General features: G+C 67.9%; 13 protein-coding genes, 1 tRNA gene and 2 pseudogenes. 5 read left to right on the top strand and 11 right to left on the bottom strand.

Going from position 1 to position 15,200, the window contains the following annotated elements:
* Positions 1 to 337: 337 nt before the first annotated feature.
* The 3 genes and pseudogenes from ACLQ2U_RS12760 to ACLQ2U_RS12770 all read left to right on the top strand — a co-directional run.
* A pseudogene (locus tag ACLQ2U_RS12760) lies at positions 338 to 994 on the top strand (hypothetical protein); the annotation flags it as partial.
* A gap of 27 nt (positions 995 to 1,021) precedes the next feature.
* The gene (locus ACLQ2U_RS12765; RefSeq protein ID WP_425750850.1) at positions 1,022 to 3,706 is read left to right on the top strand and encodes an NACHT domain-containing protein; all 2,685 of its coding nucleotides are present in this window, start codon (positions 1,022 to 1,024) and stop codon (positions 3,704 to 3,706) included.
* On the top strand, positions 3,703 to 4,257 hold the full coding sequence (locus tag ACLQ2U_RS12770) for an HD domain-containing protein (RefSeq protein ID WP_425750805.1): 555 nt from the start codon (positions 3,703 to 3,705) through the stop codon (positions 4,255 to 4,257). The genes ACLQ2U_RS12765 and ACLQ2U_RS12770 overlap by 4 nt, the downstream gene beginning before the upstream one ends.
* Here the strand turns inward: ACLQ2U_RS12770 and ACLQ2U_RS12775 are convergent.
* Entirely contained in the window at positions 4,245 to 4,715 is a 471-nt protein-coding gene (locus ACLQ2U_RS12775; RefSeq protein ID WP_425750806.1) for an NUDIX hydrolase, read from the bottom strand. The genes ACLQ2U_RS12770 and ACLQ2U_RS12775 overlap by 13 nt on opposite strands.
* Before the next feature lie 26 nt (positions 4,716 to 4,741).
* Positions 4,742 to 5,491 (bottom strand): helix-turn-helix domain-containing protein, encoded by a 750-nt coding sequence (locus ACLQ2U_RS12780; protein ID WP_425750807.1) that lies wholly within the window; start codon positions 5,489 to 5,491, stop codon positions 4,742 to 4,744.
* Positions 5,492 to 5,687: 196 nt separating this feature from the next.
* On the opposite strand from ACLQ2U_RS12780, the gene ACLQ2U_RS12785 reads away from it, so the two are divergent.
* Both ACLQ2U_RS12785 and ACLQ2U_RS12790 read left to right on the top strand, forming a co-directional pair.
* Positions 5,688 to 6,020 (top strand): hypothetical protein, encoded by a 333-nt coding sequence (locus ACLQ2U_RS12785; protein WP_425750808.1) that lies wholly within the window; start codon positions 5,688 to 5,690, stop codon positions 6,018 to 6,020.
* Positions 6,021 to 6,185: 165 nt separating this feature from the next.
* Positions 6,186 to 6,392, top strand: a pseudogene (locus ACLQ2U_RS12790) (site-specific integrase); the annotation flags it as partial.
* A 75-nt stretch (positions 6,393 to 6,467) separates the two neighbouring features.
* Here the strand turns inward: ACLQ2U_RS12790 and ACLQ2U_RS12795 are convergent.
* The 9 genes from ACLQ2U_RS12795 to ald form a co-directional block, all read right to left on the bottom strand.
* A tRNA-Pro gene (locus ACLQ2U_RS12795) sits at positions 6,468 to 6,541 on the bottom strand.
* Positions 6,542 to 6,717: 176 nt separating this feature from the next.
* The gene (gene der, locus ACLQ2U_RS12800) at positions 6,718 to 8,124 is read right to left on the bottom strand and encodes a ribosome biogenesis GTPase Der (protein WP_425750809.1); all 1,407 of its coding nucleotides are present in this window, start codon (positions 8,122 to 8,124) and stop codon (positions 6,718 to 6,720) included.
* Complete coding sequence (gene cmk, locus ACLQ2U_RS12805) at positions 8,121 to 8,801, bottom strand: (d)CMP kinase (protein ID WP_425750810.1); 681 nt, start codon at positions 8,799 to 8,801, stop codon at positions 8,121 to 8,123. Before cmk ends, der begins: the two co-directional genes overlap by 4 nt.
* A 190-nt stretch (positions 8,802 to 8,991) precedes the next feature.
* Positions 8,992 to 9,762, bottom strand: a complete 771-nt coding sequence (locus ACLQ2U_RS12810) for a pseudouridine synthase (RefSeq protein ID WP_425750811.1) — start codon at positions 9,760 to 9,762, stop codon at positions 8,992 to 8,994.
* Positions 9,749 to 10,633, bottom strand: coding sequence for an SMC-Scp complex subunit ScpB (gene scpB / locus ACLQ2U_RS12815; protein ID WP_425750812.1), 885 nt, complete (start codon positions 10,631 to 10,633; stop codon positions 9,749 to 9,751). Before scpB ends, ACLQ2U_RS12810 begins: the two co-directional genes overlap by 14 nt.
* A gap of 4 nt (positions 10,634 to 10,637) precedes the next feature.
* Entirely contained in the window at positions 10,638 to 11,645 is a 1,008-nt protein-coding gene (locus tag ACLQ2U_RS12820) for a segregation and condensation protein A (RefSeq protein WP_425750813.1), read from the bottom strand.
* Positions 11,646 to 11,699: 54 nt separating this feature from the next.
* Positions 11,700 to 12,623 carry a ParA family protein gene (locus tag ACLQ2U_RS12825; RefSeq protein ID WP_425750814.1) on the bottom strand — a complete coding sequence of 308 codons (924 nt, stop codon included), beginning with the start codon at positions 12,621 to 12,623 and terminating at the stop codon, positions 11,700 to 11,702.
* 191 nt (positions 12,624 to 12,814) lie between these two features.
* On the bottom strand, positions 12,815 to 13,807 hold the full coding sequence (locus ACLQ2U_RS12830) for a site-specific tyrosine recombinase XerD (RefSeq protein WP_425750815.1): 993 nt from the start codon (positions 13,805 to 13,807) through the stop codon (positions 12,815 to 12,817).
* An 11-nt stretch (positions 13,808 to 13,818) separates the two neighbouring features.
* Positions 13,819 to 14,934 carry an alanine dehydrogenase gene (ald, locus tag ACLQ2U_RS12835; protein ID WP_425750816.1) on the bottom strand — a complete coding sequence of 372 codons (1,116 nt, stop codon included), beginning with the start codon at positions 14,932 to 14,934 and terminating at the stop codon, positions 13,819 to 13,821.
* Positions 14,935 to 15,200: the final 266 nt, after the last annotated feature.

Raw genomic sequence — 15,200 nt, forward strand, 5'->3', positions numbered from 1 at the left:
ATAGATTGGCGGAGTCTGGATGGCGACAAAACACCGCCCGGACCGCGCCGCTCGGCTCCGCTACTGGCTTCAAGACCTGACAAGCCCCGAGCATGCTGTCATCAGCGGCTCGGGGCTTCGCCATGTCCCGCGCCGTCGGCGGGCTGCAACCGCCGCGCTGGCGGCCGAAGGCCAGAGGCGCGGCGGCGGGCCGCAAGGCCCGGCCCAGGTTCGGCGGCGCGAGCGGCCTGCGAAGCGGGCCGCCTTGATGTCGTACAGAAAGTCCTCACAGCGTTGAGTCAGCCGATCGGTCAGCCCGTCGCATCGTCAATCAACGGTTTCTCTACTTTCATACCGTGGCGCACTCCGGCTACTCGGCCGCCATGAGTCCACTCTGATCGAGCGGCTGGACAGCCTCACCGGCGGTGTCATTCTCGGAGCCGGGCTCATCGCCGGCCTCACGGCCGCTGCAGGACACCCGGCACCAACAATCGCGCTTGCAATCTGGAGCTGGGTCGATCAAAAAAACGAGGCAAGCAACCTTCTACGAAAGCTCGTCGGCAATTTTCCAGGTAAGATTAACGCGGCACCGACGGATGTTCGACCAGAACTTGTGCTTGCGGCCCACACCGTCCTGGTAGCAGACGCGTACCTTAGTGCGCTGCACACCGTAATCGGACCCTCAGATTTCGCGAAGCTCGAGATCACCGAAAAAGATAAAGAATACCTGGTTAGCAGAGGGCACGCGCGGGCCACCGAGCTAATCACCTTTTTATATTCGGCAGATATACCGGCACCATCAGCCACAATAGGCTTCGAGGAGAACGTTCGCAATGTGACGGCTTGGGTCGCTCAGGCGGCAAGGGAAAGTCTGACGTTCTTCGCAGGGCTCTCGGCTTGGCGGGAAAGAGATGCACCTTCCTTCATCAACCGCGTCGCACGAGTAGCGCTGGGCAAGTACCGAGCGAACTTTCTTGCACTGGCCCGCGACGTTCCTGAGTTCTTTGTCTGGAGTCTGCTGAATGAGCATGCCGCAACGAGGATGCTCATTCAGGGGGTCCGTACGGAACTGCTTGCCGCCATAGATGATGCGGGAACTGAGGCGCTCATAAAGATCGAACGCCTCCTAAGCGTAGCTCGTCCGCCTGCAACAACCAACAGCCTGGCTCGCAGAAGCGTTGTGTATCGCGCAAATCGAGGCGCCTTAAGTGAACCCATAGTGTCCCATGGAGCGATTCACGGTGCTTCCGAGATAAACTTCCCGTCTGTCGAGCAGATTTACGTCGAGCCACGCTACAGACACTGCGTTTCCGGCAACGACGCCTACATTGCTAGTGAGGACTGGTGGGAGACCCAGAAAGTCCAGGCCAACATCGCAGTCTACTTGACGGCTCACATTACGTCTCATCAGGCCACCACCGCGCCGCTACTCATCCTCGGACATCCGGGAGCGGGCAAATCCCTGCTTACTAAAGTATTGTCGGCGCGTCTTCCTGAGTCCGGTTACACCGCTATCAGAGTGCCGCTGCGGCGCGTCCGGTCGGACAGGCTGGTTTACGAGCAGATTCAAGAGGCGTTGGACGAGGTAACGAACGGACGGGTCCGATGGGCCGATCTCGCCGAGGAAAGCCGCGGCAGCGTGAGAGTGGTCTTCCTTGATGGCCTGGACGAGCTGCTCCAGGCATCTCCCGGCTCACATCGCACGTTCTTCCGCGAGATCGCCGAGTTTCAGCGGAACGAGGCGAATCAGGGCCTGCCGGTCGTCGTTATTGTCACCTCTCGCACAATAGTTGCCGACCAGGTTGAGCTTCCGGCAGGAACTCCGGTCTTGAAGCTCGAAGATTTCAGCGGGGCCCAAATCCGCACGTGGTTGAACGTGTGGAAGACCTGCAACTCTCAGAGTATTTCTCTGGGTCAGATGCGGCATTTGGAGCCGCAAACGGCCATCAGGCAGCTTGAACTTGCCCGGCAACCACTAATACTACTAATGCTAGCTGTCTACGCCGCCGATCCCACGTCCGAGCCCCTTACAGATAAGCTCTCAACCGCTTCTCTATACCGGCAGCTACTGCGAAACTTCGCCACTCGAGAGGTGCTGAAGACCGACCCGAGGCTGAGCGGATCAGGGTTGGCCGAGAAGGTAGAGGATCACCTCTGGACCTTAACCATCGCAGCTTTTGGGATGTTTAATCGGGGCCGGCAGTACGTGTCTGACTACCAGCTCGGCGCCGATCTCGGAGCCTTCGACGACAGCTATTTCGCGCAAGACAGTCGGGAAGAGGAACTAGGCCGCCACGTGGCAGCACAGTTCTTTTTCATACATGCTGCGGAGGCAAGAGTCGCCGGCGGCGTCCAGCCTGCTCGCTCTTATGAGTTCCTTCATGCCACTTTCGGGGAGTATTTAGTGGCGCAGCAGACGATGACCATGCTGGTGGATTTGGAGCGTAGCGACAGGACCAGAGGGGCACGCGATAGGGACGGCCTCCTGTTCGCGCTGCTGTCTTGTCAAGTGCTGGTCGGCCGAATGTCAATTCTAGAGCTGATAAGTCAGCTGGCGACTGAACTCGGTGAAGCCGAAGTGGAGAACATCGCTTCACGCATAGACGACATCCTCCGGAATTATGCTCTCCGACCGACCTTTGATGGGTACTCGGGATACAAAGCAATGCCACCGAATCGCGTTGTTGCACTTGCAGTCTATTCACTAAATATGATCGCGATACGCATCGCTATAAGCAGGGCGAGAAACCTCGACATCAGCGACATCTGGGGCGAAAGACCCGAGGCTTCGCTTCGGCATTGGCAGGAAATGGTCAAGCACTGGGCAGCGGCGCTAGACGCGGGCTCATGGGCGGCCGCAACGAGCAGCCTTGAACTGTTCAAGAATAACGTGCGTTTTATGCCACGAATGAGGCTCCTAAGCGGGACCAACTTCCGCGATATTCTTTACGCGAGGCTCCTTGGTGATAAAGAGCTAGAGGCCAATCTTCGGATTGGCGTAGCAATACGAAGGAAGTCGTACTACTACATGTCCGACGATGATTGGGAGGCGGCGGCGCTGGCGTCCCTGTATAGCGTCCTGCACTCGCGCGGGAGACTCGCGGAGCCCATCATGCCGCTTCCACCACCATCTGTCGGCCGAGACGCGGTTCGGCGAGTCGGTATTGCAATTGCGAGAGTCTTGAAGTATTGCGATACGGCTGAGCTCCCTATGGTGGCAAAGCCACTTGTGAAGTTGCTCTTTGCGCTGCCCGGCGTCACTCCAGATCCGTATGCGCTTGCCCTGAGCCTCCTCGCCGATCCGACTCTCGCCAAGGAGATTCCGGAACTCCTGAATCCAGACCATTATGCGAGCGGAGGCTGGGGGCTCTGGTTCTTGTTTGCGAACGACGAAGGGATGGACGAAGAGATCCGAGCGCTGCGGGCGTCGCTACGTGAACGGATCCCAAGCGCACCCGACGGGAATTTTGTTGGCCTCAAGGAAGCAGTTGTGATGCTGCGCCAGCTCCTCCGGTCCTTCCGTCCGAGATTTATAGGGGACGCCAAGGGTGTGCAGTGGAGTCGACAGAAGTTGTCAGGCGGTTCCTACCTACACTTCAATCGAGCCGGCGCTGCCGCCTGGGACAAAGAGTCCAGAGAAGTTGATCTCTTTTCGGAAAGTTTCGATCTCGCGAGCGACCCCCCATCTAGCACGATGCCAAGACCTCGTCGTAGGATTCGGTCGTGAGCTACCTGGCCCAGCAAGCCGAAGTAGTGGCAAGGAACTATTTGGCCTCCAGCCTGCCGCGCCGGTGGCAGCATGTGCGCGCTGTGGCTACAAAGGCGGCAGTTGTGGGACCTCGCCTCACAGACGATATCGAAGTCTTGGTGGCTGCGGCTTGGGTTCACGACATCGGGTACGCGCCCGAGATCGTGTCGACTGGGTTCCATTCGTTAGACGGCGCGCGCTGGCTGCTTGCTCAAGGCTTCAGCTTGCGACTGGCCTCACTGGTTGCCAACCATTCCTGCGCCTTGTACGAAGCGGAGGAGCGAGGAATGAGCGAGGCACTCCGGTCCGAGTTTCCACTAGAAGAATCGCCAACAGCTGATGCCCTGTGGTATGCGGATATGACTACGGGTCCGGACGGACAGGATATGGCACCACACGAACGCCTTGCCGAAATTCGGCAGCGGTATGGGCCGAATCACCTAGTGACCCGCTTCTGGCAGAAGGCTGAGCCTGCGCTGATGCTTGCAGTGCAAAGGACTCAAGCGCGCTTCGCCGATCATCCGATGTAGATCTCGCCCGTACGCTCAAAGCCATGGCTGATACGCAGCCTCATCGACGGATGGATCGCCAAACTTTCAAGTTCGTCAACTGGTACCCACCGGACGGCAGAGGACTCGTCGCTAGTCGTAGGGTCACCGTCCACGTATCGCGCACGGAAGCAGATCGAGAACCGCTGCCTTACCTCGCCGTCGCTGTACTCCACGACGTGATTGGGGTTGGTGTAGATCCCGACCACGCCGGTTACCTCGACCTCGATGCCGGCCTCCTCGCGCGTCTCCCGTACTGCCGTCTCGGCGATGTACTCGCCGAAGTCCTGGGCGCCGCCGGGTAGCGCCCAGAGGCCGTTGTCGGTGCGCTGGATGAGCAGCACGCGCCCCTGCTCGTCCTGAACGAAGACGGTCACTGCGACGACGATGCTGTTCGGCTTCGGGGCGCTCGGGTTGTTGAAGTGCTCGGTCCGGGCCATGCCTTCAGCCTCTCACCGCCGGCGGCTCAGTGCTCGGGCCAGACGGCGCGCTTCTTCCCGAGGACCCGGTTGAAGCTGGCGACGTAGCTGTCGAACAGGTCCCCGCCGCCGAGGCGGTGCAGGTGCAGCACTGGCGCGTACGCGGCTGGAGTGCCGTAGAGGTGGGTGTTGACGAGCATCTCGTCGTCGAAGCGGTAGATGGAGTTGTAGAGGATGGTGTCGTGGTAGTAGATCCCGACGTTGTCCAGGTCCCGTAGGTCTTTGTAGAAGGCCAACGCGTTCAGGATCTTGTTGGACATGGCTGGGCCGATGCCCTCGTCGTCCCCGCGCTCGGCGATGTGCTCGCCCTCCGGGTCGCCGAAGAGCAACTCCACCTGGGCTCCTGCCAGCGCCTTCTCGCGGAGCGTCGGGACCCAGCGGTGGTTGAACTCGGGCAGGAACAATCCCCCGTAGACGAGGACGCCGACCTGTCGGGTGGCCTGCTCCAGGAGCCACTGCCAGAGGTCAGTCGGGACGGCTCCGCGGCGCGGGTAGATGTGGACGACCTCAGACTGGCTGACCTGCACGGCTCGCTGCGTCGGCAGGGCGTCCGGCCAAAGGTACGACTCGCTCTCGTCCAGCAGCTCGGCAATCGAGTGGCGGTAACGCGGGTACGGGTTGCGGGTCTGGGTGACCCACCGCTCGACGGTCTTCGGATCGACGCCGAGCTTGTCGGCGAGGGTCGCTGGCGTCAGGCCCTTCTTGAGCATCCCGTTGCGTAGGCGGTCGTTCGGCATCGCGTCTCCTGCTCATTGGCTTTCGGGGACGAGGTTGGGGACGACTTAGCCGAGCAAAGACGTCCCTACTCGTCCATGGCTGGTGGTGAAGTCGTCACTACCGATCGACGGAACCTGATTCCACAAGAGCTGCCGTCCAGAAAGGACGCAATCGGCCCGCCAAAGGGGCTCAGCTCACGAGATGAAGGAGTCAGTCATGGGACGTCTGCTGCTGGACACCTCGCGGGTGTCGTACGAGGTCGCGGTGAACCCGGTTCCGAAGCTGGACCAGACGGGTCAGCAGAAGTTCGATCGGGAGACGAAGCAGCCGATGTGGGCGGTGCAGCTCTACGCCCTGTCCGAGGGTAGCGCCGAGGTCATCAACGTGACGGTGGTCAGCCCGGTGATGCCGGCGGTGGCCGTTCGTCAGCCGGTCGTGCCGATGGACCTGGAGGCGCTGCCCTGGGTCAACGACCGTGACGGCAAGGTCCGCTCCGGTGTCGCGTTCCGGGCTTCGGCTCTGACCGCGATGGACACCGCCGCCGCCTAGCGGCGGGTGTTCTCGATCGGCTCCACAGAAGCGAGATGTGGACACGGGGTCGCCAACCACCGCCCACGAAAGGACGTGGCCGCCATGAACCCTACCCAAAAACCGATCCACACCCCCGGCGCGCTGGCCGACCTGACCCCGGCCGACACCCTGCGCAGCCGCATCGCCAACGCGGGCGTCCCTAAGATCACCGTCCACGACGCCCGACGCACCTGCGGATCATTGCTGGTCGACTTGGACGTGCATCCGCGGATCGCGATGGCGATCCTGAGACACGCGGACTTCTCGATCACGATGGAGATCTACAGCCAGGTCTCGTCCAAGGCCACCCGTGAAGCCCTGCGGAGGCTCGGTGAAAGCCTCGATCAATGAGCCGTTGCTGTACTTCGCTGCTGTACAAGATCAGAAATGGCCATCCGGAAGATTCCGAATGGCCTCTGACCTGCGTCGGGACGGCCGGATTCGAACCGACGACCCCTTGACCCCCAGTCAAGTGCGCTACCAAGCTGCGCCACGTCCCGATGCTCTCCGCGCGGTCTCCCCCGCGGCAGCCGGTACAGCTTAGCGCAGGATCTTCGCACCACGCGCACAGGCCCCTGCCGCGTCGCGCGTGCCCCACGCCACTCCCCCTAGAGCGTCCTAGGAAAGAGGATGCCGGGTGGAGCGCGGAGGCTCCACCCGGCAACTCAGGAAACCGTCAGCCGTGCGCCTTGCCGCGGCCGCCGGGGCCGAGCTTCTTGCGCGGGCGTACGGAGATCTCCACCGGGCTGCCCTCGAAGCCGAACTCCTCGCGGAGCTTGCGCTCGACGAAGCGCTGGTAGCCGGCGTCCAGCGGCGCGGTGGTGAAGAGCACGAACCGGGGCGGGGCGACGCCCGCCTGGGTGGCGAAGAGAATCTTCGGCGCCCGGCCGCCGCGCACCGGGTGCGGGGTGGCCTGCACCAGCGCGGTGAGCCACTGGTTGAGCTGCGCGGTCGGCACCCGGGTCTCCCAGCTCGCGAGGGCCTTGCGCAGTGCCGGGGCGAGCTTGTCCACCGCCCGGCCGGACATCGCCGACAGGTTGAGTCGGATCGCCCAGGGGATGCGGCGCAGCTCCCGCTCGATCTCCTTGTCCAGGTAGTACCGGCGGTCGGCGTCGACCAGGTCCCACTTGTTGAAGGCGATGACCAGGGCCCGGCCGGCCTCGGTGACCATGGAGAGGATGCGCTGGTCCTGCTCGCTGATCGGCTCGCTGGCGTCGAGCAGCACCACCGCCACCTCGGCGGCCTCGATGGCCCCGGCGGTGCGCAGGCTGGCGTAGTACTCGGTCCCGCTGGCCTTGCCGACCCGCTTGCGCAGCCCGGCGGTGTCCACCAGCTGCCAGGTCTCCCCGCCGATCTCCACCAGGCTGTCCACCGGGTCGACGGTGGTGCCGGCGACCGCGTCGACCACCGCCCGTTCCTCGCCGGAGAAGCGGTTGAGCAGGCTGGACTTGCCGACATTGGGGCGGCCGACCAGCGCCACCCGGCGCGGGCCGCGGGGCCGGTTCTCGACGATCTTCGGCGCCTCGGGCAGGGCGCCCATGATGGCGTCGAGCAGCTCGCCGGAGCCGCGCCCGTGCAGCGCGGAGACCGCGTACGGCTCACCGAGGCCGAGCGACCAGAGCGAGGTCGCCTCTATCTCGATGTTCGCGTTGTCGGCCTTGTTCGCCACCAGGATGACCGGCTTGGCGCTGCGGCGCAGCATCTTCACCGCGGCCTCGTCCACGTCGGTCGAGCCGACCATCGCGTCGACCACGAAGACCACCACGTCGGCGGTGGCGACGGCGATCTCGGCCTGGGCGGCGATCGCCGCGGCGCGGTCCTTCGCGTCCGGCTCCCAGCCGCCGGTGTCCACCACGGTGAACGACCGACCGATCCACTGCGCGTCGTACGGCACCCGGTCCCGGGTCACCCCGGGAATGTCCTCGACGACCGCCTGGCGGCGGCCGATGATCCGGTTGACCAGGGTCGACTTGCCCACGTTGGGGCGGCCGACCACGGCCACCACGGGCTGCGGGCCGGTCGGCTCCTCGACGTCGAGGTCCGGCTCGCGCAGCTCCACCCAACCGGCGGTGTCCTCGCTCACGCCACGCCCCGCTCGGTGAGCAGGTCGCGCAGCCGGGCGACGACCTCGTCGATGCCCAGCTCGGTGGTGTCCAGCTCGATCGCGTCGACGGCCTGCTGCAACGGGTTCACCTTGCGGGTCGAGTCGAGCTTGTCCCGGCGGGCCAGGTCGGCCGCGGTCGCCGCGACGTCGGCGGCGTCCTCGGCGCTGCGCCGCTGGGCGCGCGCCGACTCGGAGGCGGTCAGGTAGACCTTCAGGTCGGCGTCGGGGGCCACCACGGAACCGATGTCACGTCCCTCGACCACGATCCGGCCGGCGTTGGTGATCATCTCCCGCTGCCGGGCCACCAGCAGCGCCCGCACGGCGGGCACGGCGGCCACGGCGGAGACCGCCGCGGTCACCTCCGGGCCGCGGATCTCCCGGTCGATGTTCACGCCGTCGGCGGTCACGCCGTACCCCTGGGGGTCGGTGCCGATGCGCAGGTCGACCTCGCCGGCGACCTTGGCCACCGACTCGGTGTCGGTCAGGTCGACGCCGGAGCGCAGCGCGGCCCAGGTGATCGCCCGGTACATGGCGCCGGTGTCGAGATAGCGGGCACCGAGGCCGACGGCGAGCCGCCGCGAGACGGTGGACTTACCCGAACCGGACGGCCCGTCCACAGCGACCACGCAGCGCCCGGCCGGTACGTTTTCCTCCACCGTTGTCCTCCTCAGCCCGTACCTCGCGGGCGCCGGTGTCTCCGGCGCCGTTGAGCGGTTGTCCATCGTTGTCAATCATGCCCGGCGCTGACCTGCGGGCCGCGCGCGACGCCGCCGGGCGCGACCCGCGCCACCCGCGGGCCTCACGGCCGCGACGAAGCCTACCCGCAGCGGTACCCCGATCGAGGGGTCAGTCACCCACGGCCTTGAACAGTGCGGCGACCTCGGCGTTGGTCAGCCGGCGGGTCCGCCCGGCGCGCAGGTCGCCCAGCCGGATCGGCCCGATCGAGGTACGCACCAGCCGGGACACCGGGTGCCCGGCCTCGGCGAGCAGGCGCCGGACGATGTGCTTGCGCCCCTCGTGCAGGCTCAGCTCCACCTGGGCGGTCTTGCCCAGGGTGTCCACCACCTTGAACGAGTCGACCGTCACCGGCCCGTCCTCCAGCTCGACGCCGGCCATCAGCCGCTTGCCCAGGTTGCGCGGGATCGGCCCGGCCACCTCGCAGAGGTACGTCTTGAGCACCTCGTACGACGGGTGCATCAGCCGGTGCGCGAGGGTGCCGTCGTTGGTGAGCAGCAGCAGGCCCTCGCTGTCCGCGTCAAGCCGCCCGACGTGGTAGACCCGCTGCTCCACACGGTTGCCGATGAAGTCGGCGAGCGCGGTGCGCCCCTTCTCATCCGCCATGGTGGAAACCACCCCGCGCGGCTTGTTCAGGGCCAGGTACACCAGGCGGTTGTCGGCCTGGAGGCGCTCGCCGTCGACGTGGATCACGGCGGTGGCCGGGTCGACCTTGTCGCCGAGCTGGGCGACCCGGCCGTCGACGGTGACCCGGCGCCGGAAGATCAGGTCCTCGCAGGCGCGTCGGGAGCCGACGCCGGCGGCGGCGAGCACCTTCTGCAGGCGCTCGGCGCCCTCGTAGACGGGGGCGTCGGGCTTCGGGGCACGGTCATCGCGTCGCATCGGCAAACTCTTCTACGTCGTCGGGGAGGAACGGGGCCAGGGGCGGCAGGTCGGCCACCGAGTTCAGCCCCAGCTTCTCCAGGAACATCGTGGTGGTCCGATAGAGGAACGCCCCGCTGTCCGGTTCGGCGCCGCACTCCTCGACCAGCCCGCGGGAGACCAGGGTACGGATGACCCCGTCGCAGTTCACACCCCGGATGGCCGAGATCCGCGAACGGGTCACCGGCTGCCGGTAGGCGATCACCGCGAGGGTCTCCAGCGCGGCCTGGGTCAGTCGTACCGACTGCCCGTCCAATACGAACCGCTCGACGTAGGTGGCGTATTCCGGGCGGGTGTAGAGACGCCAGCCACCCGCGGCCCGGCGCAGCTCGAAACCGTGCCCGGCGGCGGTGTAGCCGGCGGCGATCTCGTCGAGCAGCGGGCCGATCCGCTCGGGTCGCTGCTCCAGCACCTGGGCCAGGGTCAGCTCGCTGACCGGCTCGTCCACGACCAGCAGGATCGCCTCCAGCGCGCCGCGCAGCTCCGCGTCGTCCAGCTCCGGGGCCGGCTCCGGCGCGGGCGTCGCCCGCCGCCGGGGTGCCGGCTGCTTCCGGGGTACGCCCGCAGCCCCGCCCTCCCCCGTCGCGGCGGCGCGGTCGGCCGGTTCCTCGGGGATCGTGGCCGCCGAGGGCTGGTCGACGGCCTGGTCGGCGACCGGCAGCGCGGTGTCCGAGGTCTCGACGTCTCCTGGGCGGGTCCCGGCGCCGGCATCCGCCTCGCCGTCGCCGACGGGCCCGTCGGCGGCCGGAGCGGCGGGGGTGGGGCGTTCCCACGGGGGGACCCAGGCGGCGGCCTGGTCGGCCAGGGAGTCCCGGCGTTCGTCGTTGCTCATCGGGTCACTCCTCCGTCGTTCCCGTGTCGTCCCCGTCGCCCGCCCCGGGCGCCTCCGCCTCGCCGGCACCGTCAGCGGCCGCCGGCGGGGCGGCCGCATCCGCCGGGGCCGCCGGCTCGGGCGCGCTGGCGTACTCGTCGATGTGCAGTTCGGGGCCGCCCTCGGCGGGCCCGGTCCAGCGGACGGTCAGCTCCTCCAGGGCCTGCTCCTGGACGAACGCGACCAGCCCCTCCCGGTACAGCTCCAGCAGCGCCAAAAAACGGGCCACCACCTCCAGCGTGATCTCGCAGTCCGCGCAGAGCAACGAGAACGTGGCGGTGCCGGCGCGGCGCAGCCGGTCGGTGAGGATCGCGGCGTGCTCGCGGACGCTGACCCGGACCATGTGCACGTGCGCGATGGAGACCTCGGGCACCAGCTTCGGGGTCATCGCCCTGATCGCGAGCCTGAGCAGCCGCTCCGGGCCGATGCCGAGCACCAGGTCGGGCAGCGCCTCGGCGTACCGGGGTTCCAGGGTGACCGCCCGCGGATAGCGCCGGCCACCGACCGCCTCCAGCTCGGCGATGTGCACCGCCGCCTCCTTGTACGCCTTGTACTGCAGCAGCCGGGCGAAGAGCAGGTCCCGCGCCTCCAGCAGGGCGAGGTCCTCCTCGTCCTCCACCTCGGCGGCGGGCAGCAGGCGGGCCGCCTTCAGATCCAGCAGGGTGGCGGCGATGAGCAGGAACTCGCTGGTCTCGTCGAGGTCCCACTGGTCGCCCATGGCCCGGATGTAGGCGATGAACTCGTCGGTGACCCGGTGCAGCGCCACCTCGGTGACGTCGAGCTTGTGCTTGCTGATGAGCTGGAGCAGCAGGTCGAAGGGGCCGGTGAAGTTGGCCAGCCGGACGGTGAAGCCGGCGCTCTCCGCCGCCTGCGGCACGCCGGCCGGGTCCGACGCCACGGTGGCGGCGGCCTCCGCCGCCGCCACCGGCGGCTGCTCCGGTGTCGTGGGCGGATCGAGGGGCGGCGCGGTCACCGGAAGACCGTAGTCCACGCTCCGAGTTCCCCGACGGGAAGGTGCACCCCCGGCCTACCGGTCGGTTTGGGCGGCGATCACCTCACGGGCCAGCTGCCGGTAGTTGCGGGCCCCCGACGAGGCCGGGTCGAGGGTGGTGATCGGCGCACCGGCCACCGTGGACTCCGGGAACTTCACCGTCTTGGTGATCACCGTCTGGTAGACCTTGTCGCCGAACGCCTCGACCACCCGCTGGAGCACCTGCCGGCAGTGCGTGGTGCGGCTGTCGTACATGGTGGCGAGGATGCCCTCGAGCTCCAGATCGAAGTTGAGCCGCTCGCGCACCTTGTCGATGGTGTCCAGCAGCAGCGCCACCCCGCGGAGGCTGAAGAACTCGCACTCGAGTGGGATGAGCACGCCGTGCGCGACGGTCAGCGCGTTGATCGCCAGCAGGCCCAGCGAGGGCTGGCAGTCGATCAGGATGTAGTCGTACTCCTTGCGGACGGTCCGCAGCACCCGGGACAGGGCCATCTCCCGGGCGACCTCGTTGACCAGCTGGATCTCCGCGGCGGAGAGGTCGATGTTGGCCGGCAGCAGGTGCAGCCCGGCCACGTCGGTCTTGATCAGGACGTCCTCGGCGATGACGTCGTCCTGCATGAGCAGGTTGTAGACCGACAGGTCGAGGTTGTGCGGGTTGACCCCCAGCCCGACCGAGAGCGCGCCCTGCGGGTCGAAGTCGACCAGCAGCACCTTGCGGCCGTACTCCGCGAGCGCGGCGCCCAGGTTGATGGTGGTGGTGGTCTTGCCCACGCCACCCTTCTGGTTGGCCATCGCGATGATCCGCGCCGGGCCGTGCCGGTCGGTGGGCATCGGCTCCGGGATCGGCTTGCGCATCGTGTAGGCGGCCGGGTCCGCCGGACCCAGGTCCGCGCCGAGCGACGCCTGCTGCTCGCGGAGCTCCGACGTCCAGGCGTCGGCACGGTCACCGTTGCCAGCCATGTCCTCGTTGCCCCCTCCCGACGACCACCCGGCATCGGAGCCTTCCGACGTCCTTCGCGGCGCCGCTGCGCACCCCGGATGTCGCCCCAGGAGGTCCGCGCCGAAGCCGACTCTACGCCACCGACCAGCAGCGCGTTCGCTACCGGTCCGGCGTGTCGGCCGTCCCGGCCGGTCCGACCGTCGCCGACGGGTCACCCGCGGGCGCGGGGATGGGCGGTGGCGTACACCTCGCGCAGCCGCTCCACGGTGACCAGTGTGTACACCTGGGTGGTGGTCACCGAGGCATGGCCGAGCAGCTCCTGCACCACCCGCACGTCGGCGCCGCCGTCGAGCAGGTGGGTGGCGTACGAGTGGCGCAGGGTGTGCGGGGAGACCGCCGACGGCCCGTCCACCGGCAGCCCGGCCCGCTCGGCGGCCCGGCGCAGGATGATCCAGGCGCCCTGCCGGGTCAGCGCGCCGCCCCGGGCGTTGACGAAGACCGCCGGGGTGCCCCGCCCGGCGGCGACCAGCCCGGGGCGGGCGCGCACCAGCCAGGCGCGCAGCGCCTCGACGGCGTACCCGCCGATCGGGACCACGCGGGTGCGGCCGCCCTTGCCGTGCAGCAGCGCGGTGCCCTCGTCGACGTCCAGGTCGTCCACGGCGGCGCCGACCGCCTCGGAGATCCGCGCGCCGGTGCCGTACAGGAACTCCAGCAGCGCCCGGTCGCGCAGCGCGAGCGCGGCGCCGTCGCCGGTGGCGGTCACCGGGCCGGCGGTATCCAGCAACCGGATCACCTCGTCGACCGGCAACGCGCGGGGCAGCCGGCGCGGCGGGGTGGGCGGGTGGACGTCGCGGCTGGGGTCGGCGCCGGCCAGCCCCTCGCGCAGCGCGAAGCGGTGCAGTCCGCGCACCGCGGAGGCGGCCCGGGCGGCGGAGGAGACGGCCAGCGGCGGATGGTCGTCGTCGCCGGCGCGCAGCCGGGCCAGGTGCGCCTCGACGGTGCCGGCGCCGACCGACGCCAGGTCGGCGATGCCGGCCGATGCCAGGGTGGCGAGGTACCGCTCCAGGTCCCGGCGGTACGACGACAGGGTGTTCGCCGACAGTCCCCGCTCGACGGTGAGGTGGTCGAGGTAGCCGCGGACGGCACGACGCAGGGCCGGCGCGGGCTGCGTGCCCGCGCCGGCCCCGTCCGTCGTTGCGGTCAACCCGTCGCCGGTCAGGCCAGCACGTCGGCCAGCGGCAGGGTCTGCATGCCGTGCGCCTCGGCGACCGGGCCGTAGGTGACCTGGCCGTCGTGGGTGTTCAGGCCCAGCGCCAGGGCCGGGTCGCGGCGCAGCGCCTCCCGCCAGCCGTGGTTGGCCAGCTCCAGGGCGTACGGCAGGGTGACGTTGGTCAGCGCGTAGGTGCTGGTGTTCGGCACCGCGCCGGGCATGTTCGCCACGCAGTAGAAGATCGACTCGTGCACCTTGTAGACCGGGTCGGCGTGCGTGGTCGGGCGCGAGTCCTCGAAGCAGCCGCCCTGGTCGATGGCGATGTCGACGAGCACGCTGCCCGGCTTCATCCGGGAGACCAGCTCGTTGGAGACCAGGGTCGGCGCCTTGGCGCCCGGGACGAGGACCGCGCCGATGACCAGGTCGGCGTCGAGCACGGCCCGCTCGATCTCGTACGCGTTCGAGGCGACCGTCTGCAGGTGGCCCCGGTAGATGGCGTCGGCCTGGCGCAGCCGGGCGACGTTCTTGTCCAGCAGCAGCACCTCGGACTGCATGCCCAGCGCGATGGCCGCGGCGTTCATGCCGGAGACGCCGGCGCCGATGACCACGGTCTTCGCCGCGTACACGCCGGAGACGCCGCCGGGCAGCACGCCCCGGCCACCACCGGTGCGCATCATGTAGAAGGCGCCCACCTGCGGGGCGAGCCGGCCGGCCACCTCGGACATCGGGGCGAGCAGCGGCAGCGACCGATCGGGCAGCTCGACGGTCTCGTACGCGATGCCGGTGACCTTCCGGTCGATCAGCGCGTCGGTGCACTCCTTCGAGGCGGCCAGGTGCAGGTAGGTGAAGAGCACCTGCCCCTCGCGCATCCGGTGGTGCTCCTCGGCGATCGGCTCCTTGACCTTGAGCACCAGCTCCGCGGTGTCCCACACCTCATCGGCGGTGGCCAGGATCTTGGCGCCGGCGGCGGCGAACTCGTCGTCGGTGATGCTCGACCCGACGCCGGCACCCGACTCGACGAAGACCTGGTGGCCGCTGCGGGTGAACTCGTTGACGCCCGCCGGCGTGATCGCCACGCGGTACTCGTGGTTCTTGACCTCGCGTGGGATTCCGACCTTCACGATGCAGACACCTCTCTTCGGGGCAGCTCACCCCCGACTGCTCGGTGCCGCGTCGGCCCCATTGCCGGCGCGGTCCACCGGTCCCGTCGGCGGCAGTCTAGGCGCGTGTCCACCCTCCGGGAGCCAGCACAGTGACATCCGGTGCCCGATCCGCCTGACGATGTGTCAGGCGCGGCTCAGCCCTCCGCTCGACGTTCGCCCTCATCGTCGCACCGCATCGGGGCTCCCGCTGGCCGGAAGCGGCAGGCGACACACCGGGTGTCGAC

Origin of the sequence: Micromonospora sp. DT47 (assembly GCF_049844475.1) — a bacterium.
Taxonomy (GTDB): Bacteria; Actinomycetota; Actinomycetes; order Mycobacteriales; family Micromonosporaceae; genus Micromonospora.